The sequence below is a fragment of the Luteibacter sp. P4_E6 genome (genome assembly GCF_056401535.1).
In genome coordinates this window covers 1-21,702 of the sequence record NZ_JBFUJE010000010.1, presented here as the reverse complement: position 1 = coordinate 21,702, position 21,702 = coordinate 1, and the positions used below count along the sequence as shown (strand labels likewise).

The following is a 21,702-nucleotide window of genomic DNA, read 5'->3' as shown; positions in this document are numbered from 1 at the left end:
CCGAACCACGCAGGCAGCGATCGCAAGATTTCGCGACCTATCCCGCGGAAAGCCGCACGAATGGCCGGCTCCTCCATGATGCCCATGCCAGAATGCCCTCAACGAATGCCGCGACCAGATATCCCATGACTTTCCCCCGCTCCGTCGTATTCGCCGCCCTGGCGATCTGCGCGACCTTTGCCCTGACCACGGCCACCGGCGCGCCCCAGACGGCAGCGACGGGCGCCGCCACACCGTCCCGGATCGCGCTGGCTCCTACCGACCAGCAAGCCGTCGCCGGAAAGGTCGCCACGCTATTCCTGACCCGGTTCCACTATCGGCCCCGGCCGCTGGACGCCGCGTTCTCGGCTGTCGTCTTCGACAAGCTGGTCGAGACGCTCGACCCCGAGCGCAGCTATTTCACCCAGGCCGACATCGCGCACTTCGCACCGCTCCGTCCCACGCTCGGCACAGCCATCGACCAGGGCGACCTGACGCCCGCCTTCGAGCCGGTGAATCTCTACCTCAACCGGATCGTGGAAGAGTCGCGCTACGCGCAGTCACTGTTGAAGGATGGCTTCGACTTCACGGCCCACGAATCCATCGCCACCGAGCGCAAGGCGCTGCCGTGGCCTGCATCGACAGACGAACTCCATGAGCTTTGGCGCGAGCGCGCCAAGGAAGACTGGCTCCGCCTGAAACTGGCCGGACAGGGTGACGACGCCATCCGCAAGACGCTCACCCATCGCTACACGAACCTCGCTTCCCGCATCGGGAAGACGAGCGCCGACGACGCGTTCCAGCTTTTCATGACGGCGTATGCCGAGTCGACCGATCCGCACACCGACTATTTCGCCGCCGAGGCCGCGACGGCATTCAACACCGAGATGTCGCTGTCGCTGGAAGGTATCGGCGCCTACCTGCGCGAGCACGACGAGTACACGCAGGTCACCGAACTGATCGCAGGAAGCCCCGCGGCAAAGTCCGGGAAGATTCACGTCGGCGATCGCATCACCGGGGTCGGCCAGGGCAGCGCCGGTCCCTTGACCGACGTGATCGGCTGGCGGTCGGATGACGTGATCGCACTGATCAAGGGCAAGAGCGGCACGACGGTCCGTGTCGAGCTGCTACCCGACGAAAGCAAGGGCGATGTCGCTCCACACGTCGTCACACTGACCCGCCGCCATATCAGCATCGAAGACGAAGCCGCGAAGCAGACCGTGCTCCAGGTCGGCGGCCCAAACCATGCGCACAAGCTGGGCATCATCACCGTGCCCTCGTTCTATGAAGACTTCGACGCCCGTCGCGCAGGCGACGCGAACTATCGCAGCGTGACGCGCGACGTCTCGCGCATGCTCGGCGAACTGAAGAAGCAGAACGTCGACGGCGTGGTCATCGACCTCCGCGACAACGGCGGCGGCTCGTTGACCGAGGCCTCGGACATGGTCGGCCTGTTCACGGGCGCGGGACCTGTCGTGCAGGTGCGCAGCGCGGATGGCAAGGTCGATGTGCAGGGCGCCACGAATGCTGCGCCGACCTGGACGGGTGCGCTCGGTGTGCTGGTGAACCATGGCTCGGCATCGGCTTCGGAGATCTTCGCCGCAGCGATCCAGGATCGCGGTCGTGGCGTCATCCTTGGCCAGCGCACCTTCGGCAAGGGCACGGTGCAGAACCTGCTCGACCTGGACGAAGCCGTCGAAGAGGAGCACGAGGGCAAGCTCGGCGAACTGAAGATGACGATCGCCCAGTTCTATCGCATCAACGGCGACAGCACGCAGCTGCTCGGCGTGACACCGGACATCGCCTTCCCGGCGACGGAAGACGAGAAGGACTTCGGCGAGTCGACCTATAAGAACGCATTGCCGGCGTCATCCATCGCTGCCGTGCCGCATACGCACGACGCCATCCTCGGGCCGCTCGTGCCGAAGCTCGACAGCGCGCACGCCGCGCGCGTGCAACATGCGGCGCGGTGGCAGCTGACCATCGACGAGCTTGCCGCTTTCCAGGCCACGGCAGCCCGCACCACCGTTTCGTTGAACCTCGATGAGCGCAAAGCCACCCGCGAGGCCGACCTGAAAGCCTCCGCGGACTTCCGTGCGCGTCGCAACGCGCTGAACCTGGCCGATGGCCTCCCGGCCGACGACGATGCCTCACCCCAGGGCGACGACGGTCTCGACCCGGAAGAGCGCAGCGTGGCGCAGGACAAGCGCCCGGAGCCCACCAAACCGTCGAAAGATCCGTATGTGCAGGAGGCCGCGCAAATCATCGCCGACGAAGCGGCGATGACGATGACGGTAGCTCCCTCCCCGAAGGCGGGGTAATCTCACGGAACAGGGATAGGTTTCACATGCTGCGAACGCAAGGAGCACTCCATGAAGCATCGCGCATCCCGCGCCTTCATTCGTCGACTGGCTGACGTCGTCGCGCAGGCTCACGTACATCGCCCTCAGGCTCAACGACGCCCAGTCAACGATGGTCATGGACAGCACGTCCGAGTCGGACATAACGGCAACTCCCGCGGCATTCGACCTTTTCGTCAGGACATTTCCCACGCGTGATTGCAGGTCGTACGTCGTGGACTTCCAGTTCACGGACAGGAACGGCGATCCGGAGTCGAAGGTCGTCTTGATAAGCTGGCTCCCAGATGGCGCCGACATGCGGTCCAAGCTCGTGCTGGGTTTACGCAATGAGGACCTCCGCCGGCAGCTGCCTGGGATTTCCGCCTATGTCGAAGCGACGACCGCGGATGAAGCCTCCTACGACACCGTGCTTCGTCAGATCGACGACCTCCATCGCGAAAAACCTACGGCACCGCCATGATGCGCACGGCCGGCGCGGTCGCGCACGCGCATCGCACCGTCAATCGTAAAAGGCAGGAATAATTCGCAAGGTGTCGGTTTGTGCCTTGTCATGATTGATGAATAGCTGGGCATGATAGGTGCCCATCATGGTCCTGACCTTTTCCATCGACGCGATGGACGCCGCCTTATCCGTGTTCAGTGTGGGCACGACGTTATTGTGGAAATTCGCGGCGAGATGGACGACGTCCCCCGACAGGATGATGAAGCCCGACTTCCTCAGATGGACAAGCAGGGATTGGCTTCCGGGCGTATGACCGGGCGTCGGAAACAGCGTGACACTGCCGTCGCCGAACACATCCGTGTTCCCGTCGAGAAGCTGAAGATGCTTCGGTGTTCCCATGAGTTTGCGCGCAAGCGCTTTCAACTGGTTCACGTTCGCGTTCGGCCCGTCGGGCGAACTGATCCATTCGTATTCGACGCGCTGTATCAGCACCGTCGCATTGGGGAACAGCGCGACGTTTCCGATATGGTCGCCATGTGTGTGCGAAATCGCGACGTACTGGATATCGTCCGGCTTCAGGCCGACCGCGGAAAGTTGCCCCGAGATTGTTTTATCGAGGTGATAAACGATCAACTGGGGAAGCGTCGACCAGCCTTTCGGGTCGTTCAACGCGGATTCCGGAACCCCGGTGTCCCAGAGTAACCATTTGCCGCGCCGCTTGATCAGCCAGCAGGTCGACGAGAACTCGATCGGACGTCCGACGTTCTCCCCGGGGGTCCATACCGATTCATCGTTCGCGAGCGAATGTCCGCAATCCAGCCGATACAGCCGATCTGCGAAGCCGGCCCGTGCCGGATCGGGAAGAGGCGTTTCTGCCTTTGCCGGGCGTGCGATAACAAACCCGATCCATGCTGTCAGTATGATCACTGACGTCAACGCCCGTTCGCGCATTCCCATGATGTCCACTCCGCTAGGCCGGCCAGGATATGAGGACACGAGCGTGATACGAAGGATTGGCGAATTGTGCCCATCCATTGGCGTAGTCAATGTCGGGCGCACGCGGTCCTTGATACGACCTTGATACCGCCTATACGAATCCCCCCGCCGTCTTGAATCGGACCGCCCTACGCTGATCGCCTCCATTTCGAGAGGCCCTTCGTCATGCGTCAGATCCCGTCCTTGGCCGCGCCAACATGACCGCCTTCGGCTGCGTGTTGCTGCTCGCGCTGTTTGCCTACCTGCTCTACGCGCTGATCAAGCCCGAGCGGTTCTAAGCCCTTCCACCGAGGTATGCCCCATGTACGACATCGTCTTCGTGACTGTGGCGGCGCTTTTCTTTGCCACCACTGCCTGCCTTGTCATCGCCCTGGACCGGATCTGAGCGCACATGTCCATTGATATTGCCCAATTTGTCGTGCTCCTTGCCCTGATGGCCGGCCTTGTCGTCGTTGCAGGGCGCTGGCTTACCCGCGTCCTCACCGCGCAGAACCACTGGCTTCCCGAGCGTGTCGGCTACCGCCTGCTGGGTGTCGATCCCGGTGCTCCCATGGACTGGAAGCGCTACGGCATGGCGCTCGTGCTAAGCAACGCCGCCATGATGCTGCTGGGGTACGCCATCCTGCGCCTCCAGGCCTGGTTGCCCTTCGACGCCCTGCAGCGACCGGCACAGACACCGGACCTCGCGTTCAACACCGCGGCGTCCTTCGTCACCAATACCAACTGGCAGTCCTACTCCGGTGAGTCGAGCCTCTCCAACTTCTCGCAGATGGCGGTCATCACCTTTCTGATGACGGTGAGCGCCGCTTCGGGCATTGCCGGTTGTGCCGCCTTTATTCGCGGTCTCGCGCAGCGCGAGGCTCGCGACGTCGGTAACTACTGGACGGACTTCAGCCGTATCACCTGGCGCCTGCTGCTTCCCGTTTGCGTGCTGCTCGCGCTGGTGTACGTGTGGCAGGGCATCCCGCAGACGCTGGCAAGCAGTGCAGATGCCACAACACTCGAAGGCGCGACGCAGCACATCGTGGTCGGCCCCGTGGCGAGCCTCGAGGCCATCAAACACATCGGCACCAACGGCGGGGGATTCTATGGCGTGAACGCCGCGCACCCGTTCGAAAATCCCACGCCGCTTACCAATCTGCTGCACATGCTGGCGATGTTCCTGGTGCCTTCCGCGTTGACCTTCGCGTTCGGCCGCATGCTCTCCCGCCGGAAGCAGGGCTGGGCCTTCCTGGCCGCCTTCGTCGTGATGTTCGTGGGCTTCCTGTGCGTGGAGTATCCCGCGGAGCTCCACGGCAACCCGATGTTCACCAGCCTTTCCGTCGACCAGACACCGGGAGCCTTGCAACCGGGCGGCAACATGGAAGGCAAGGAGATGCGCTTCGGCATCGCCCAGACGAGCGCCTTCGTTGCCGTCACCACGGCAGCCACGACGGGCTCGGTCAATGCGATGCACGACTCGCTCACGCCGATCGGCGGGATGGTGCCCCTGTTCCTGATGATGCTCAACGACGTGTTCGGCGGGGTCGGCGTGGGGTTCATCAACCTGGTGGCCTTCGCCATCCTGACGGTGTTCCTCGTTGGCATGATGATCGGCCGGACACCCGAATTCCTCGGCAAGAAGATCGAAGCGCGCGAGATGAAGCTGGTGATGCTGGCCGTGCTCGCGCATCCGTTCTGCATCCTCGGCTTCACTGCCTTGGCTGCGATATGGCCAGGTGCCTCCTCGAGTTTTGCGAACGCCGGGCCGCATGGATTCAGTGAGCTGATCTACGCGTATACCTCGGGCACGGCGAACAACGGGTCCGCCTTCGCCGGTCTGAACGCGAACACGCCGTTCTACAACACGACGATCGGTCTGGCGATGCTGATGGGCCGTTACTTCACGCTGCTGCCCATGCTCGCGGTAGCGGGCTCGCTGGCTTCGAAGCGAAGCGTGCCGGAGAGCCTGGGCACGCTGCCAACGGCGACGCCACTGTTTACCTGCCTGTTGATCTTCGTGATCGTCGTGGTCGGTGGCCTCACCTTCCTGCCGGCGCTCGCACTCGGACCCATCGTGGAGCAACTCGCGATGACGGCACACCAGTTCTTCTAAGGCCATGACCATGTCCCTTTCCCTTGTTCGCCCCGTTCTCGTTTCGGCCGTGCTGTTCATGGCGGTAACCGGTGTGGCCTATCCGCTGGCGACGACCGGCCTTGCCACCGCGCTGTTTCCTCGCCAATCGACCGGTAGCCTGGTGCGCCACGGCGATACAGTGGTCGGCTCCGCTGTGCTCGGCCAGGACTTCCACACGCCGCGCTACTTCCATCCGAGGCCCAGCGCGACGGGCGACATGCCCTACAACGCGGCGGCCAGCGGCGCCAGCAACCTCGGTCCCACCAGCGCAAAGCTGCGCGACGCCGTGCGTGAGCGTGCGGAGGCTTTTCGCAAGGAGAACAGCCTCGCGCCCGGTGCACCGGTCCCCGTCGATGCGGTCACCGCCTCTGGCTCCGGTCTCGACCCCGACATCAGCCTTGCGAACGCGCATGCGCAGTCGCTGCGTGTAGCAAGCGAGCGGCACCTGCCGGTGAGCGACGTCAACGCCTTGATTGACCGGCTCACGCAAGGCCGCCAACTGGGCTTGCTCGGTGAGCCGCGCATCAATGTCCTCGCCTTGAACCTCGCGCTCGACGGCGCGCCGATCCGGACCTTTCCATGAGCACCCTGCAACCCACCCTTCCCGAAAACCTCGATGCCCGCCCGGCGATCGCCTCGCCAGGCGTCGGCGCGATCATCTTCGGTGCCTTCGCCAAGCTGGCACCGGCGACGCAATGGAAGAACCCGGTGATGTTCGTCGTCTACCTGGGCAGCATACTCACCACCATCCTTGGCATTCAGGCCCTGCGCGGTCACGCTGACGCGCCGGCCGGCTTCGTCTGGGCGATCGCCGGCTGGCTATGGTTCACCGTGCTTTTCGCCAACGCCGCCGAAGCGCTCGCCGAAGGACGCGGCAAGGCGCAGGCGGAAGCCCTGAGGGCGGCGAAAAAACGCGTGCATGCCAAGGTGCTTCGCGAACCGCGCCGGGACAGCCTGTGGCACATCGCCGGCAGCGACGAGATCACCGCGGGCACGTACGTGCTGGTGGAAGCGGGCGAAGTGATTCCCGCCGACGGCGAGGTGGTCGAAGGCATCGCGTCCGTCGACGAATCGGCCATCACCGGCGAGTCCGCGTCCGTCATCCGTGAATCCGGCGGCGACTTCTCCTCGGTGACGGGCGGTACGCGGGTGCTCTCGGACTGGATCATCGTGCGCGTCACGGCCAACCCTGGCGAGGCCTTCCTCGATCGCATGATCGCCATGGTCGAAGGCGCGCGACGCGGCAAGACGCCGAACGAGATCGCCTTGACCATCCTTCTTGTGGCGCTCACCGCCATCTTCCTCATGGTCTGCGCCAGCCTGCTGCCGTTCTCGGCGCTGAGCGTGGCGTTGAGCGGCCACGGCACCGTCGTGAGCGTGACGGTGCTGGTCGCACTTCTGGTTTGCCTGATCCCCACCACCATCGGCGCGTTGCTTTCGGCCATCGGCATCGCCGGCATGAGCCGCATGCTGAAGGCGAATGTCATTGCGACGTCCGGCCGCGCGATCGAGGCCGCGGGCGACGTCGACGTGCTGCTGCTGGACAAGACCGGCACCATCACGCTGGGCAATCGCCAGGCACACGCCTTTCTCCCCGCCGCAGGTGTCACCGATGCGACCCTGGCCGAGGCGGCGCGCTTCGCCTCGCTGGCCGACGAGACGCCGGAAGGCCGCTCCATCGTCGTGCTGGCTCGCGAGTGCCTGGGCACGAAGGAGCCCGCTTTCCCGGCGGGAAGCGTGGCGGTGCCCTTTACCGCGCGTACTCGCATGAGCGGCATCGACGACGGTAAACGCAGTATTCGCAAGGGTGCAGCCTCAGCGGTGCGCGCGCACGTTGAAAGCCTCGGCGGCGCGTTTCCCAACGATGTCGAGCGCGCCGTGGAAACCGTGTCCCGCCGCGGAGCGACCCCGCTCGTTGTCGCCGATGGCCGCCACGTGCTGGGCGTGGTCGAGCTGAAGGACATCGTGAAGGACGGCATCAAGGCCCAGTTCGCCGAGCTTCGCCGCATGGGCATCGCGACCGTTATGATCACCGGCGACAATCGCCTGACAGCCGCTGCCATCGCCGCGGAGGCCGGCGTGGACGACTTCCTGGCCGAAGCCACGCCCGAGGACAAGCTGGCCCTGATTCGCCGCTACCAGGGCGAAGGCCACCTGGTGGCGATGACCGGCGACGGTACGAACGATGCGCCAGCGCTGGCGCAGGCCGACGTAGCCGTGGCGATGAACAGCGGCACGCAGGCGGCCAAGGAAGCCGGCAACATGGTCGATCTGGATTCCAACCCAACCAAGCTGCTGCGCGTGGTCGAAGTAGGTAAGCAGATGATCATGACCCGAGGTGCGCTTACCACCTTCAGCGTGGCAAACGACCTTGCCAAATACTTCGCCATCGTGCCGGCCGCCTTCGTGGCAACGTATCCCTCGCTGGAAGCGCTCAATGTCATGCGGCTTCACTCGCCCGCCTCGGCCATCCTGTCGGCGGTCATCTTCAATGCGCTGATCATCGTCGCGTTGATTCCGCTGGCCCTGCGCGGTGTGCGCTATCGCCCGGCGCCAGCAAAGGACCTGCTGACTCGCAACCTGCTGGTCTACGGATTAGGAGGCATCATCGCTCCCTTTGTCGGCATCAAGCTGATCGACCTCGTGCTTACGCCACTGATGTGACGTCGGCCGTGCTCATACCGATAGCCGCACCCGCGAGGGGGCGGCTATCATGGACGACGATGATCCCGCATACCATCAATGTAACGCCGCGCCCGTTTCGCTACCGCGTTCTGGCGTATGCGGTGGCGGCCTGCGCCACCACCACCGGCATTGCGGCGCTTCTCCTGCGCGTGTTCGATCTCTCCAACGTGGTGATGGTGTTCCTGCTCACCGTCGTGCTCGTAGCACTGCGCTGGGGCCGAGCGGCCGGCGCACTGGCGGCCTTCGTCGCTGTCGGCAGCTTCGACTTCTTCTTCGTGCCTCCGGTGTGGTCTTTCCATGTCTCGGACACGCAGTACGTCTTCACGTTCTTCCTGATGCTGGTGGTGGCGCTCGTCACCGGGCAGCTTGCTGCGCGACTGCGCGACGAGGCCGTCACCGCTGCCGCTGRCGAAAGACGTGCAAGCGCACTAGCCGCCGTGGCGACGGACTTGTCGGTGGCCGTACGCGACGACGACATCGCGCGGGTATGYGCTGCACGCATCGGTCCGTTGTTCGATGGCCGCGCCACGCTCCTGCTTCCCGGCGACGACGAGCGTATGCCGTCGGACAACGCGGCAGACACGAGCGTTGCCCAGTGGGTGCTCGAGCAAGGCCTCCCGGCCGGGCGCGATACCGACGCGCTGCCTGCGAACGATGCAACGTACCTTCCGCTTTCCACGGCCATGCGGACGCGGGGCGTCCTCATGCTGGAGCGCGCGACAAGAGATCCGCTGGACGCCGGCCAGATTGCCTTGCTTCGTGCGTTCCAGTCCCTTGTCGCACTGGCGATCGAACGCGTGCACTACGTCGAAGTGGCACATGAAACCCAGCTGCGCATGGAGGGCGAGCGCCTGCGCAGCGCCCTGCTTGCCGCCGTGTCCCACGATCTGCGAACGCCACTGACGGCTATTCGCGGGATGGCCGGCATGCTGGGCGAGAACGAGGTAGCGCATGCCATCGTGAATCAGGCCGACCGCATGCAACGCCAGGTGGTGAACCTGCTGGACGCGGCCCGCATGCAAGGCGAAGGCGTGCGCCTCGACTTGCAATGGCACGCGCTGGATGAAGTCGTCGGTTCCGCACTGGCGGCGGTGGACCTCGGCGACCGCCGGGTCGTGGTCGACATGCCCCGTCAGTTTCCCCTGGTGCAACTGGATGCCGCCCTGTTCGAGCGTGTGCTGGCAAATCTGTTCGACAATGCCGCCAAATACACACCCGACGACGCGACAATCCGGATCCGTGCCGACCGTACCGGCGCGCGCATCCACTTGACGGTCGAGGACGACGGCCCCGGTTTTCCCTCGGGCATCAATGCGGACTCGCTGTTCGAAGCGTTTTCCCGGGGCGCGCGCGAGTCGGCCGTTCCAGGTGTCGGCCTCGGCCTGGCGCTGTCACGGCGTATCGTCGAGGCACACGGCGGCAGTATCTCCGCGTCGCGCGGCAAGCCACATGGCGCGCGTTTCGAAATCATTCTGGCCGCCGGTGAGCCGCCGACGATCGATCTGGAAGACGTCACATGAACAAGCCACGCATTCTGGTGGTCGAAGACGAATCGGACATCCGCCGGTTCCTCCGGCTCGCGCTCGAGCGCGAAGACATGACCGTGTTCGAAGCCGGCGATGCGCTGCGCGCCCGCATCGAGGCAGCCAGCCGCCAGCCCGACCTCATCGTGCTCGACCTCGGCCTGCCCGACGACGACGGCAAGGCGGTGATCCGCGATGTCCGCGGTTGGTCGTCGGCACCGATCATCGTGCTTTCCGCGCGGGACATCGAAGCGGAAAAAGTGGCTGCGCTGGAAGCGGGCGCCGACGATTATCTTGCCAAACCCTTCGGTGTCCCCGAACTGGTGGCCCGCGTACGGGCCCAGCTGCGCCGGGCCAGCCTGGCCGGCGAGCGTGGCCAGGCCAGCGCGCGCGTGCGCTTTGGCGATATCGAAGTGAATCTCGCGACGCACGAAGTCTCCCGTCACGGCGAAGCCGTACACCTCACGCCGATCGAATACCGCCTGCTCGTCGCGCTGGTGCACGGGCAAGGAAAGGTGCTGACCCACCGGCAGCTCCTGYACGACGTATGGGGGCCGGGGTATGCCACGCGGCCTCATTACGTGCGCGTGTACATGGCGAATCTCCGGCAGAAGCTGGAAGACGAGCCGGCAAGGCCGCGCCACCTCGTGACCGAGCTTCAGGTGGGGTATCGACTGGCAGGTCTCGCCTGACGCGTCTTGATGGCGCCTTGATATCGCGGCAGCCAATACAGCGCCGTCCTTAGACGTCGGTGCCTAGCATGGGTGGTCATCCCTGATCCAAAGGCCTGACCATGATCGTCCGTTCCATGCTTCTCCCCATCGCTCTCCTCGCCGCCATTCCTGTCTTCACCGCCCACGCCGATGAGGCTGCGCCCATCTGTACGGATCGTCCCACCAAGGCCAATGCGCCTTGCACCGTGCCCGAGGGCACGTGGCAGCTGGAAACCGATGTGGGTAATGCCACGCACGACGCTCACCCCGGCAGCAGCACCGACACGCTTTACTTCGTCAACCCGTACCTCAAGTACGGCATCGGCGCCCACACCGACATCGAAGTGAACTGGGCACCGGCCGTGCGCGTGACCACGAAAGAGGGAGGCGAACGCCACACCACGCGCGGCTCAGGCGACATCTACGTGCGGGTGAAAACAGCCCTCTACAGCGGCGACATATTCAGCGCCTCGGTCATCCCCTTCGTGAAGGCTCCCACGGCCTCGCACGACATCGGCAACAATCGGTGGGAAGGTGGTGTCGCCGTGCCGATAAGCGCAGCGGTGGGCGGCGGATTCTCAGTCACGATCGGTCCGGAAATCGATGCGCTGGCGGATGCCGACGGTCATGGGCGACATCTCGCCGTGACGAATCTCGTGAATGTGGCCCACCCCCTGACCAGCCGGTTGTCCGTCGCCGTGGAGTACTGGCGCCAGGACAACCATGATCCGTCAGGCCACGTGAAGCAGGAGTCCGCCGATATCGCGTTTACCTTTCTGGCCAGTCCCGATCTGCAACTGGACGTCGGCGCGAACATGGGTGTGAACAATGCGACGCCGGACCATCAGTTCTATGCGGGGCTGTCATATCGATGGTGAGGTAGAGGGGAGCGGTATCATCGACTGACCCGATCATTGCAAGACCGTCAGATGACCGCTCCCCTTTCCCTTCCCGAGTCGCCCGAGCGCGTCGTGCTGGGTAGCGAAACACGGATGGTTCGAGGCAGTGCCCCCTACAGCGACTGACCGAGGCGCGCTTCGAGCGCCCCACGATAGGTGCGACTCACCCTGGCGCGGCCACCGTGCCGGAGCACCACGTCGAACTCGCCGTGAGAGATGGGCTCCATGCGCAGAATGCTGTCGATGTTGACGATTGCTGAGCGATGAACGCGCACGAAGTGGTGGGGGTCGAGGTTTCCCTCGAGATCGTTCAGCGACGCGCGATAGAGCAGCGGCCGGCCGGCGATATGCAGATTGACGTAAACCCCGGCGCCCTCGATCCAGTCGATATCGGCGACACGGATCAACTGCGTCACGCCGTTCGACTTCAGCGCGAGACGGTCGAGGTATCGCTTCGACGCCACTCGTTCGGAGAACATGTGCATGATGCGATGCCCGAAGGCATGCAACTGGCGCTCCGCCAGCCGCGTCTTCGCCCGCGCCAGCGTGGCTTCCAGCCGCTCGTCACTGAAGGGCTTCAGCAGGTAATCCAGGGCATTGGATTCGAATGCACCAATCGCATGCTGGTCGTACGCCGTCACGAATACCGTCAACGGCATGTGCGAAGGACCGATACTCTGGACGACACCCAGGCCGTCCAGTTCCGGCATCTGCACATCCAGGAAGACGAGATCGGGCCGTGCTTCCTCGATACGTTCGATTGCCTGTAGGCCATCGCTGGCCTCGAGTAACGAGGTGATCTGGATATCCTGCTTCAGTACGTCGATAAGGCGCTGGCGCGCCGGCGCTTCGTCGTCGACGACCAGAACGGAAAGCGGCGCGTCAGGCGATGTTTCGATCATGGGAAACCTGATGCAGGCGCAGGGGGAAACGAATATCGACTTCCGTGCCGCCTTCGTGCCGTCGAGCGATGGCAAAGCGACTCGAACCATCCGCATAGCCGGCAATGCGTTCGCGCGTCACCGAAAGGCCCACGCCTGGCCGGCTACCGTCCTGCCAGTTCGCAGGAAGCCCCACGCCGTCGTCCAGGACCTGGATATGCAGCTGCTGCCCGAGTCGCTCAGCGATCAAGGTGATCGTGCCGCCGCGCGCGCGGGGCGACAAACCGTGGCGAATCGCATTTTCCACGAGGGGCTGCAGGAACATACTCGGTACGATAGCGGACTTCACTTCGTCGGACACGTCCACGTTGACCTTGAGCTGATCGCCGAAGCGAATAGTCTGGATCGCGAGGTAGTGGTCGAGAAAGGCGAGCTCCTCCGTCAGACGAACCTCCTGCCTGCTCTGGGGCGCCAGCGACAGGCGCAACAGATCGCCAAGGTGCTCGATCATCGTACGTGCCAGCTTCGGCTCGCGTTCCAGCTGCGCGGAGATGGTGTTGAGCGCATTGAAGAGGAAATGCGGATCCAGCTGCGTACGCAATGCGTTGAGACGCGCCTCCGAAAAATTTCGTTCCAGTCGTTGCACGTGCATTGCCGCCGACACATAACGCTGTTGATAAGCGTAGGCCTCGCACACGCCGACGATGAGACCGTAGACCAACATGCTCCAGAACAAGCCATGGATAGCGTCGACCACTACGGCAGCGTGCGACAAGGCCGACCAGGGCTGAAGGTGCATCGCGGCTGCCAGGACGGCGGACACGTAGCCGTACACCACGACCAGCAGAGGCCCGAGCAGCAGATGAGCGACGATGCGACGTCCCATCTGGTTTCCGGCAAACGGCAGGCGTCGATCGATCCGGTTGATGACGGGCGCCAGCAATCCCCAGGGCCACCACTGCGCAAGCGAGGACAGCAACACTTCCCCTCCCCCGCCGCCCTTTGCCAATTGCGAAAGGGCGAAGACGCCGGCCACCGCCGTCCAGAAGCCGAAGGCAAGAAGCCACCCCTGCCGACGCGGGACCGGCGAAGCGACGGCCTCGGGAAGGGTTGCATTCATGGACATCACGATAGTCCTTCAGCGAACCGTGGTCACGCCGTTGAGGTCGTGCAAGCGCATTTCGACGCCCCAGCCGTAACGATCCTGCATGTCCGGGGTGTTGCTTCGGATGGCGACCACGACGTGATTGGCACCCTTATGTAAAGGCAGGTCGAACGATCCGTTCTCGATCGACAGGCGGCCATCAGGGTCCTTGCGTTGCGCGGCTACGTGGTAACAATTCTTATCGGCGTAAACAAGCTTGCCGTCGACAAATACCCAGACTTCGCGCAGAAAGCCAATGGATACGTGTTGCGTCTGATCATGGTCGGATTGCACGGTTGTTTTCAGCCAGGCGATCAACGGTTTGGTGTGATCGTCCAGATGAGCGTCGCTGTGTCGCGCCAGGTTGATCAGGCCGCCGTCCTCGGCATGTGTCGTCGCCCAGGCCACCGAGGTCGACGGGACGTCGGCTATCGTCGGTTCGGCGCCTTCGGCAAGCCGGGTAGGCGGCGCCATGTCCCAGGTACGCAAATAGCGTTGATCGCTGGAGGTGGGATCGGCTTCCGGCTCCGGAGACAGGCCTTCGACCACGCCTGGTTTCACGACGAGGTTGGCGTAAGACGCTGAGCCCTGCAGCGAAAAACCACCGACGAGCGCATCGCCCTGTAGCCTGCCCACGCTCAGTGACGGCGTGGATTCGCGATTGACGTACACGTTCATGCGCCGTCCGGAGATCACCATCTTGATGTGGTTCCAGCGATCGTCCACGAAGGGTGCTGGTCTTTGGTATTGGATATACATGTCCCACATCCTGCGGGAGTGCGTGAGCGGCGTGTATTGCAGGCAGTCTTGTGAAGCGGGGCAATCGGGCGATACACGCACGTAGAACGTCTCGGTGCTTGCGCCGGTCTTGCGGAAGGCGACGTTCACCTCGCCATCCTTGCCAACGGACTTCGTGTCGAACTCGATCGTGCCGTTGCCGAACGAAAAGCCTTTGAGGATGGCCGACAACGTCGGATCGGCGCCGGCCAACGTCATGATGCCGAGGGGAAAGCCTTCTTTCCTGGTGAACTGGACATCGCCCGTTACTTGCCACAGCCCAGCTGCGAGCGGCACCTGGATGGAGCCATCCGGAGTCGTGATCAGTGTCGTCGCCCCCATCCTCGCCGCCCCCATGTCCATGGCCGCGGCGGGCAACGTGACGGCGCACGCCAGCAGCCATAGGGCCAGGCGACGGGTCGATGTATATCTCTGCTGAAGCATGAACATTCCTGGCTTCCGGTCGGATTGACCACCAGGCGATGCTAGGCACGGGCGCGGCCTTCGCCGAGGAATATGTTGCGAGCCGGTCTTACGGTGTTGCCAGTCGGATCTACCGCTGCGTTGCACTTATGACGATCGGCATGACGATCGCTTCGATCCTGTCCGCCATGTCTTCTTCCGAATCGTCCTGGGCGACGGTCGTGCGGGCGAGTGGGGAATCGCCGCTGAAGCGGCTCCCACAGGGAAGTGGGTAAAGATGGTGCGCCCGGAGGGATTCGAACCCCCGACCAATGGCTTCGGAAGCCACTACTCTATCCGGCTGAGCTACGAGCGCGTATTGCAGAGGCGGCATTGTAGCCGAATGGCTTGGGGCGGCCTAGCCTGCGCTGTCAGGCCTTTGCCAGAGCGGGTTCGGCACCGGCCGCGGCGGCGCGCAAGCTTTCCCTGTAGCGCCGACTGCAGGGCAGCACGGTGCCGTCGGCCATGTGCAGGCGCGCGTCGCCGGCGTCCAGCGGCTCGATCGCGGTGACCTGGGCCAGGTGGACCAGGTAGCTCCGGTGTGCCTTGACGAATACGGCCGGATCGAGCCGGGTTTCCAGCGCCGCCAGGGTGCTCCGCAGGGGATAGTCCCGGCCGCGCACGCGCAGGTTCACGTAGTTGCCTGCGGACTGTACCCATTCGATATCCGCCGTCGCGACCAGGAAATCGCGACCGAGCTTGCGCACGAGAAAGCGCTCCGGACGGTCGATCGCCTCGACCGGCTGACCTTCGTCAGGCACGTCGAGCAGGCTGGCCTCGCCCTGGATGTGGCGACCGAACCATTCCACCATGTGACCGACAGCGACGATCAGGAAGAAGGTGCGAATGTCCTTCAGGTACTCGTAGATCGCCTGGTTGACCCAGGGGCCTGGCTCGTAGGTCGAACCGGACGCGGAGTAGACCAGCAGCCGGATCAGGTCCATGCCGACCACGTGACAGGCGGAGTAGACCACGCTGCCAAGGAAGTACAGCGGCAACCGGCGACGCCAGGTGTCCGCGTGCAGCGGCCAGCGATCACACGCCTTCAGCAGGAAGGGCAGCATCAGAAGGCCGAGGACGATGCTGCTGAATTCGTTGGTGGCAATCTGCCAGGTGGGCGTCGGGATGTCGTACCGCATGGCGTCCATTCGGCCGGTCATGGTGTTGCCGATGGCAGCCGTGACGAAGACGAGCACCCAGAAGGCGATCATCAGCACCCGGCGGCGGCGGCGGGCGCGGTCGAGTTCCTTGCCTGGAGGGGTTGGGACGTGGGCTTCCATGCCGGGATCATAACGTCGTCGCGGCCGCCGGTAGACATCCATCCCCCCTGCCCCGCCATTCGTCCCCGAAAGCCTCCCGTTCGGCCCCTCGTGGTGGTGCCGGGCCCGGCCCGAAGCCGATTCTGGCCCTGCCTTCACGACAGGACGCACGGACATGAGCACCGCCCGCCGCCACGACATCGATGCCTTGCGCATCCTCGCCTTCGCCCTCCTCATCCTCTATCACACGGCCATGGCCTATGTGGGCGACTGGGACTTCCACATCAAAAGCGCGCACACGGCCGAATGGCTGCAGTGGCCGATGATCTTCGTGAACCGCTGGCGGATGTGCCTGCTGTTCCTCATCTCGGGCGCCGCGATCGCCCTGGCCGCTCCCGAAGGCCGGCTTTTGCGCTTCGCCCGCGAACGCACCTGGCGACTGTTGTTGCCGCTGATCTTCGGCATGTTCGTGGTGGTGCCGATCCAGCCCTACTGCGAAGGGGTCGCCAGCGGCCACCTCACGCCGGGCTTCTGGAACTTCCTGGCCAGCTATTGGAACGTGCACCCATGGCCGAAGGACAGCTTCACCGGGTGGCAGTACGGGATCACCTGGAACCACCTCTGGTATCTGCCTTACCTGTGGACGTACACGCTGTGCCTTGCCGCCCTGATGCCGCTCCTCGGGCATGTCCGCGTCCGGAACGCTGTCGCGGCCTTCTGCCGGGCCCCCGCATGGTTCCTCGTGGGTGCGCCGACGGCGCTGCTGCTCTTCTTCATCCTGTACGTCGCGCCGATGTTTCCCACGACCGGTGCCCTGGTCGGCGACTGGTACCAGCACGCCAAGTACGGATCGATCTTCCTCGGCGGCTATCTGCTGGCCCGCGAGCAGGGTTTCTGGACACGGGTCGCTGCGATGCGCAAGGCCACCTTGATCACTGCGCTGGTCTCGATCACGGCCTATCTCGGCCTGCGCCTGACCGGCCAACTGGTCGCCGACGATTCGTGGATGCACCGCGTACCGGACGTGCTCTGGACCGCGCTGTCGCAGTCCTCGCAGAGCCTGTATCTCTGGGCCGCGCTGCTGACCATTCTCGGTTGGGGCWAGGTGCTCCTCGACCGCCCGTTCCGCTGGCTGCCGTATTGCACGGAGGCCGTGTATCCCTGGTACATGCTGCACCAGAGCCTGATCATCCTGCTGGTGTTCTGGCTGAAGCCGATGTCACTGGGGCCGTGGCTCGAACCGGCACTGGTGCTGGGCGGGACGATTGCCGGGTGCTATGTGCTGCACGAGTTCGTGATCCGGCGGGTGGCGTTCATACGACCGTTGTTCGGGTTGAAGGCCGTGAAGCGCACCGTGGTGTCCAGTTCGGCAGACACCATTCCTGCCGGGACCGTTTCTGTAGGAGCCGATTCATCGGCGATGGGTGCTCGCGAAGGGACCTGAAGGTATCGCTCCGTAGGGATCGCCGATGAATCGGCTCCTACGAGAGGATGGCCGTCGAATCGGTTCGTCCACAACGAAGAAGGGCGCCTTGCGGCGCCCTTCCGTGTTTCATTTCGCCTTGTACAGCTCGCCCAGCCAATCGGGCTTGCTCTTGTCRCGTTCCAGATGCGGATACATCAGGCCGCCGTGGTAGTCGACGCTGATCGTCTTGTACGTGTCGAAGTTCTTGACCAGCAGCTGGATCGGGGCCTTGCCCGTCTTCGCATCGGTCACGGCGTCCTTCAGCACGTCGCCGGAGAACTCCTTGTCGTTCACCGCGACGATATGCATGCCCGGCGAGAGGCCGGCATTGAAAGCGGGGCCATCCCAGCGCACGTCGGAGATGTCACCCTTGTTCGACACGGCGAAGCCGGCCGAGTAGGTCAGGTCGGTCATCATGCGACGGGCCTCGAAGGCCTTGATGGCGTCGGAAGGCTTGTCGTTGTAGACCAGCTTCCAGCCACCGCGCTCGATGCCTTCGATGTCACCCTTGTGGCCGTCCACGCGGTCGCGCAGGTAGGTCGCCCAGTCATACGGCGCGATGCCGTTGAGGGTCGAGACCACTTCTTCGAAGGTGTACGGATTGACCTTCYAGTCACCGTCCTTCATGCCGAAGAAAGCCTTGGCGAAATCGTCCAGGGTGCGCTTGTTCTTGGACAGTTCGCGTAGCTTGGTGTCGACATCCAGCCAGATCATCTGGCCGCCCTGGTAATAGTCTTCGCTCATCTGATAATTGCGATACGAGAGCGGGCGACGCTGGGCGATGGTCGGATCGTTGGTGGTGTCTTCGATGGTGCGCCAGGACAGGCCGGGACGGCCCTTGTCATAGGTCGCCGCAACAAAAGCGAGCAGGTCGCGCGCCTGGTCCTGCGTCACCAGCCCGGAACGCGCGGCGACGACGTTGCCCCAGAACTGCGTCTGGCCTTCGTAGACCCACAGCAGGCTATTGCCCATCGGCACATTGAAGCTTGGCGTGGCCAGATCGGCGCCACGACGGTACTTGCCGTCCCAGGAGTGGTTGTACTCGTGGGCGAGCAGGTCGCGGCCGAGCCAGTTCTTGTCCCACTCGGTGAAGTAGCCCGGCGCGGCGCTGTTCTCCGAAGAACGATGGTGTTCCAGGCCGATGCCGCCGAGCTTGTCGGTCAGTGCGAGCAGGAAGTCGTAGTGGTTGTAATGGCGGGCACCGTAGAGCTTGTCCATCTGCTGAACGAGCTTGCGATGGATCTCCAGCGCTTCCGGCTTGATCTCGAGCGACTTGGCGTTGTCGGCCACGATGTTCAGATGCACCGGCGAGCGGCCGTTCGGATCGAGATCGACGCGCTTGAAATAGCGACCGGCGAAGATCGGCGAGTCGACGAGGTCGTCGTAGTTGATCGTCTTAAAGTTGACCGTGTCGCCGCTCTTGCTCGCTTCTTCCAGCGCGCTGCCGTATTGGAAACCCGCCGGGAGCTTCACGCTCGCGTCGACCTGGACGCGGTCGGCACGATAGCCCGCCGGATACAGCGACACCTGGTTCCACTCGACATTGACGATGTCGGGCGTCATGACGATGCGGCCCTGGCGGGTGTCCTGCGGGGTCAGCGTCTGAAATTCGACGTCGACGGAGGAAGCACCGGCCGGCACGTCCACGTGGAAGGCATAGACGTTGAATTCGTCACGCTTCCACTCGATGCGCTTGCCGCCCGCGGTCACGACGAGGCCTGCGAACTGGTCGATCGGACCGGTCGGCGAATGGTGGCCCGGGATCCACTGCGGGAACAGCAGGGTCAGCGGACCCGCCTGCGCAGGAATAGTCTCGCGAACGCGGAGAACGCGGTGGTCGAGGTCGGTCGCGTCGACGGTGAGCTTGAGCGTGCCGTTATAAGCGGTGTCCTGCGGAGCGGGGACATCATCCGCGCGGACGGCCGTCGCGCCAACGCCGGCGAGAGCCGCCAGCAGCGCGGAGGCAAGAAGGGTGGATTTCACTGAATTCTCCCGTGGAGCGTGTGGGTTGCCCGGCCATCCATGCGAGCGGGTCGGCGCGAGCCCCTGCGGTTCGCGCAAGCCTCCGATGCTAAACGGCGGGGGCTGGCCTTCCCTATGCCAGAGGTCACGGGCGACCGGCTTGCTTTACACGTTGGTTGCACCAGGTGCTACCATTTAGCTTATGAGCGAATGGACGCATCGCCATCGGGTCTTCAAGACCCGTGGTTCGCCAAGGCGGCGAGAAAAGAACGGATACCAGAATCGGAGCTTCGTGCGGCCGTGCGCGAGATATTGCGCGGACAGGCGGACGATCCGAGAGGTGGAGTATTCAAGAAGCGATTACATCGAAACATGCATCGCGCCATCGTTGTCGCCAAGGGGCGCCGCTTCTGGATATTTGCCTATCTGTTTGCCAAGAAGGATCGAGCAAATATCGACGATGCTGAGCTGATGGCGTTCAAGAAGCTTGCCGCGCTGTACAGCCAGAAAACAGATGATGACGTCGAACGCGAGGTGGCGATCGGCGAACTCATGGAGGTGCACAATGACCACTAAGCGCCAGTACAAAAGCGATGCCTTCGAGGCCATTCATAGCGCAGTGGCTGGGATGCGCCATGCCGGAACGATCGACAAGACAACGATGAGGGAATTCGATGCTATGTGCATCTCCAGCCCTCCCACGATTGAGCCGTTGCAGATCAAACGACTGAGGGAAAAGAACCACGTCAGTCAGCCGGTGTTTGCACGCTATCTCAATACCAGCGAGAGCACTGTCGAAAAATGGGAGACAGGTGCGAAGAAGCCGAGCGGCATGGCGTTGAAGCTACTTGCGGTAGTCGCGAAACACGGACTTCAGATCCTGGCTTGAGCAAGACCGGATTGCCTGTACCCGAGATCACGGCATTCCCGAGCGTCCGCGTCCGGCCGACGTACCGGGACTGAGGGCTATGTAGCCATTGCCCACGAAGCGCAAGAACTTACGACTCGATAAGAAACGAAAAAGTGCTTGGCGCAATAAGTTAAAAGATCGTAATATCGCGCGGCCAGTCAAGGGGCCGCCCGGCGAAGGGGCCGGTGCGCACAATCAGGAACACAGGGATCCTCATGGAAAAGCTTCTTCTCACGGCAGCCGCTGCTGCCGCATTTTCGTTTGCCTCGTTCGGTGCCCACGCTTCCAGCGAAGGCACTTTCATCGGCATCAACGGCGGTCGTACCAACTACGACATCGACAACACCGACTTCCACGACAAGAGCGATACCGCTTTCGGCGCCGTCGTGGGTTATCGCTGGGCCGTGGATCGTCCGTTCTATTTCGGCGTTGAAGCGGGTTACGTGGACCTGGGCAAGATCACCAGTCACTACAACGAGTCGACGATGTACGCCGGAAGCGTCCTCTCGTACAGCGAGAAAGACGAGCTCAAGGGTCGCGCTTTGCTCATTGGCGCCAATGGCAAGTGGGAGCTTCCGCACCACTGGACGATCACCGCACGTCTTGGTGTGGCACATTCGCACACGTCTTACGACGTGAAGGCCAATGCGTCCTTCAATAACGATAGCGTCTCCAGCCAGAAGTTTCACGATTCGTCGAACGACAACGGCATCTACGCCGGCATCGGCTTCGGTTATGACTTCACGAAGAACTTCGGCGTCACGGTGAACTACGACAACTATTCACTGAAGGCGCAGGGCATCACCGATGACAAGCGCACGGTGAATGTTGGCGTCTGGGGTGCTGCAGCAGAATTCCGCTTCTGACCGAAGATCGTCATACACCATAGAAAACGGCCGCTTTCGCGGCTGCTTTCTTGTGCGTGGTGATGGCCAGAGCCCAAGCCCTGCAAATAAAGCTAAACGCTCGTAATATCACACTGCTAAAAAAGGGACCGCCCGGCGAAGGGGCCGGTGCGCACGATCAGGAACACGGGGGACTCTCATGGAAAAGATTTTTCTTACGGCGGCCGCTGCCGCCACACTCTCGTTCGTGTCGCTCGGCGCATCTGCTGCCGATGATGGCGCCT

19 protein-coding genes and 1 tRNA gene are annotated in these 21,702 nt (G+C 63.4%); 13 read left to right on the top strand and 7 right to left on the bottom strand.

All coding sequences use genetic code 11. The features are described from left to right. Positions 1 to 125 precede the first annotated feature (125 nt). Positions 126 to 2,300, top strand: a complete 2,175-nt coding sequence (locus AC1DT2_RS01740; protein ID WP_477293796.1) for a carboxy terminal-processing peptidase — start codon at positions 126 to 128, stop codon at positions 2,298 to 2,300. Between the two features lie 58 nt (positions 2,301 to 2,358). Next, a complete protein-coding gene (locus AC1DT2_RS01735; RefSeq protein WP_477293812.1) occupies positions 2,359 to 2,799 on the top strand; it encodes an actin depolymerization factor/cofilin- and gelsolin-like domain-containing protein in 441 nt (146 codons plus the stop codon). Between the two features lie 39 nt (positions 2,800 to 2,838). On the opposite strand, the gene AC1DT2_RS01730 is transcribed toward AC1DT2_RS01735, so the two are convergent. Further along, complete coding sequence (locus AC1DT2_RS01730; protein WP_477293794.1) at positions 2,839 to 3,738, bottom strand: N-acyl homoserine lactonase family protein; 900 nt, start codon at positions 3,736 to 3,738, stop codon at positions 2,839 to 2,841. A 236-nt stretch (positions 3,739 to 3,974) separates the two neighbouring features. Here AC1DT2_RS01730 and kdpF point away from each other — a divergent pair, with 236 nt between their 5' ends. The 7 genes from kdpF to AC1DT2_RS01695 all read left to right on the top strand — a co-directional run bounded on the left by kdpF (position 3,975) and on the right by AC1DT2_RS01695 (position 11,692). Then, positions 3,975 to 4,055, top strand: coding sequence for a K(+)-transporting ATPase subunit F (gene kdpF / locus AC1DT2_RS01725; RefSeq protein ID WP_477293810.1), 81 nt, complete (start codon positions 3,975 to 3,977; stop codon positions 4,053 to 4,055). Positions 4,056 to 4,168: 113 nt separating this feature from the next. Continuing rightward, a complete protein-coding gene (kdpA, locus tag AC1DT2_RS01720) occupies positions 4,169 to 5,872 on the top strand; it encodes a potassium-transporting ATPase subunit KdpA (protein ID WP_477293792.1) in 1,704 nt (567 codons plus the stop codon). Positions 5,873 to 5,882: 10 nt separating this feature from the next. After that, entirely contained in the window at positions 5,883 to 6,476 is a 594-nt protein-coding gene (kdpC, locus tag AC1DT2_RS01715) for a potassium-transporting ATPase subunit KdpC (RefSeq protein WP_477293790.1), read from the top strand. Beyond that, complete coding sequence (kdpB, locus tag AC1DT2_RS01710; RefSeq protein WP_477293788.1) at positions 6,473 to 8,557, top strand: potassium-transporting ATPase subunit KdpB; 2,085 nt, start codon at positions 6,473 to 6,475, stop codon at positions 8,555 to 8,557. The genes kdpC and kdpB overlap by 4 nt, the downstream gene beginning before the upstream one ends. 59 nt (positions 8,558 to 8,616) lie before the next feature. Further along, a complete protein-coding gene (locus AC1DT2_RS01705) occupies positions 8,617 to 10,098 on the top strand; it encodes a DUF4118 domain-containing protein (RefSeq protein WP_477293786.1) in 1,482 nt (493 codons plus the stop codon). Further along, positions 10,095 to 10,793, top strand: coding sequence for a response regulator (locus AC1DT2_RS01700; RefSeq protein WP_477293784.1), 699 nt, complete (start codon positions 10,095 to 10,097; stop codon positions 10,791 to 10,793). Before AC1DT2_RS01705 ends, AC1DT2_RS01700 begins: the two co-directional genes overlap by 4 nt. Positions 10,794 to 10,894: 101 nt before the next feature. After that, positions 10,895 to 11,692: a transporter gene (locus AC1DT2_RS01695; RefSeq protein WP_477293782.1), complete on the top strand. Its 798-nt coding sequence runs from the start codon at positions 10,895 to 10,897 to the stop codon at positions 11,690 to 11,692. 134 nt (positions 11,693 to 11,826) lie between these two features. Here AC1DT2_RS01695 and AC1DT2_RS01690 read toward each other — a convergent pair whose 3' ends face one another. From AC1DT2_RS01690 to AC1DT2_RS01670, 5 genes are all read right to left on the bottom strand, one after another. Further along, a complete protein-coding gene (locus tag AC1DT2_RS01690; RefSeq protein WP_477293780.1) occupies positions 11,827 to 12,615 on the bottom strand; it encodes a LytR/AlgR family response regulator transcription factor in 789 nt (262 codons plus the stop codon). Then, the gene (locus AC1DT2_RS01685; protein WP_477293778.1) at positions 12,596 to 13,714 is read right to left on the bottom strand and encodes a sensor histidine kinase; all 1,119 of its coding nucleotides are present in this window, start codon (positions 13,712 to 13,714) and stop codon (positions 12,596 to 12,598) included. Before AC1DT2_RS01685 ends, AC1DT2_RS01690 begins: the two co-directional genes overlap by 20 nt. An 18-nt stretch (positions 13,715 to 13,732) precedes the next feature. Beyond that, positions 13,733 to 14,959 carry a hypothetical protein gene (locus AC1DT2_RS01680; RefSeq protein ID WP_477293776.1) on the bottom strand — a complete coding sequence of 409 codons (1,227 nt, stop codon included), beginning with the start codon at positions 14,957 to 14,959 and terminating at the stop codon, positions 13,733 to 13,735. A 257-nt stretch (positions 14,960 to 15,216) separates the two neighbouring features. Next, positions 15,217 to 15,293 (bottom strand) — tRNA-Arg (locus tag AC1DT2_RS01675). 55 nt (positions 15,294 to 15,348) lie between these two features. Beyond that, on the bottom strand, positions 15,349 to 16,257 hold the full coding sequence (locus tag AC1DT2_RS01670) for a LytTR family DNA-binding domain-containing protein (RefSeq protein ID WP_477293774.1): 909 nt from the start codon (positions 16,255 to 16,257) through the stop codon (positions 15,349 to 15,351). 154 nt (positions 16,258 to 16,411) lie between these two features. Here AC1DT2_RS01670 and AC1DT2_RS01665 point away from each other — a divergent pair, with 154 nt between their 5' ends. Then, positions 16,412 to 17,680 carry an acyltransferase family protein gene (locus AC1DT2_RS01665; protein ID WP_477293772.1) on the top strand — a complete coding sequence of 423 codons (1,269 nt, stop codon included), beginning with the start codon at positions 16,412 to 16,414 and terminating at the stop codon, positions 17,678 to 17,680. Positions 17,681 to 17,788: 108 nt separating this feature from the next. Here AC1DT2_RS01665 and AC1DT2_RS01660 read toward each other — a convergent pair whose 3' ends face one another. Next, positions 17,789 to 19,684: a M61 family metallopeptidase gene (locus AC1DT2_RS01660; protein ID WP_477293770.1), complete on the bottom strand. Its 1,896-nt coding sequence runs from the start codon at positions 19,682 to 19,684 to the stop codon at positions 17,789 to 17,791. Positions 19,685 to 19,873: 189 nt separating this feature from the next. Here AC1DT2_RS01660 and AC1DT2_RS01655 point away from each other — a divergent pair, with 189 nt between their 5' ends. From AC1DT2_RS01655 to AC1DT2_RS01645, 3 genes are all read left to right on the top strand, one after another. Then, entirely contained in the window at positions 19,874 to 20,239 is a 366-nt protein-coding gene (locus AC1DT2_RS01655; protein WP_477293768.1) for a type II toxin-antitoxin system RelE/ParE family toxin, read from the top strand. Beyond that, complete coding sequence (locus tag AC1DT2_RS01650; protein ID WP_477293766.1) at positions 20,229 to 20,552, top strand: helix-turn-helix domain-containing protein; 324 nt, start codon at positions 20,229 to 20,231, stop codon at positions 20,550 to 20,552. The genes AC1DT2_RS01655 and AC1DT2_RS01650 overlap by 11 nt, the downstream gene beginning before the upstream one ends. A 236-nt stretch (positions 20,553 to 20,788) precedes the next feature. Continuing rightward, complete coding sequence (locus AC1DT2_RS01645) at positions 20,789 to 21,439, top strand: outer membrane protein (RefSeq protein ID WP_477293764.1); 651 nt, start codon at positions 20,789 to 20,791, stop codon at positions 21,437 to 21,439. Positions 21,440 to 21,702 lie beyond the last annotated feature (263 nt).

Bases quoted from the DNA above. Each gene is read 5' to 3' on its own strand.
- AC1DT2_RS01730 (WP_477293794.1), bottom strand. From the start codon at position 3,738: ATGGGAATGCGCGAACGGGCGTTGACGTCAGTGATCATACTGACAGCA.
- kdpF (WP_477293810.1), top strand. From the start codon at position 3,975: ATGACCGCCTTCGGCTGCGTGTTGCTGCTCGCGCTGTTTGCCTACCTG.
- AC1DT2_RS01680 (WP_477293776.1), bottom strand. From the start codon at position 14,959: ATGCTTCAGCAGAGATATACATCGACCCGTCGCCTGGCCCTATGGCTG.
- AC1DT2_RS01690 (WP_477293780.1), bottom strand. From the start codon at position 12,615: ATGATCGAAACATCGCCTGACGCGCCGCTTTCCGTTCTGGTCGTCGAC.
- AC1DT2_RS01695 (WP_477293782.1), top strand. From the start codon at position 10,895: ATGATCGTCCGTTCCATGCTTCTCCCCATCGCTCTCCTCGCCGCCATT.
- AC1DT2_RS01740 (WP_477293796.1), top strand. From the start codon at position 126: ATGACTTTCCCCCGCTCCGTCGTATTCGCCGCCCTGGCGATCTGCGCG.
- AC1DT2_RS01655 (WP_477293768.1), top strand. From the start codon at position 19,874: ATGGACGCATCGCCATCGGGTCTTCAAGACCCGTGGTTCGCCAAGGCG.
- AC1DT2_RS01645 (WP_477293764.1), top strand. From the start codon at position 20,789: ATGGAAAAGCTTCTTCTCACGGCAGCCGCTGCTGCCGCATTTTCGTTT.
- AC1DT2_RS01670 (WP_477293774.1), bottom strand. From the start codon at position 16,257: ATGGAAGCCCACGTCCCAACCCCTCCAGGCAAGGAACTCGACCGCGCC.
- kdpA (WP_477293792.1), top strand. From the start codon at position 4,169: ATGTCCATTGATATTGCCCAATTTGTCGTGCTCCTTGCCCTGATGGCC.
- kdpC (WP_477293790.1), top strand. From the start codon at position 5,883: ATGTCCCTTTCCCTTGTTCGCCCCGTTCTCGTTTCGGCCGTGCTGTTC.
- AC1DT2_RS01685 (WP_477293778.1), bottom strand. From the start codon at position 13,714: ATGAATGCAACCCTTCCCGAGGCCGTCGCTTCGCCGGTCCCGCGTCGG.
- AC1DT2_RS01650 (WP_477293766.1), top strand. From the start codon at position 20,229: ATGACCACTAAGCGCCAGTACAAAAGCGATGCCTTCGAGGCCATTCAT.
- kdpB (WP_477293788.1), top strand. From the start codon at position 6,473: ATGAGCACCCTGCAACCCACCCTTCCCGAAAACCTCGATGCCCGCCCG.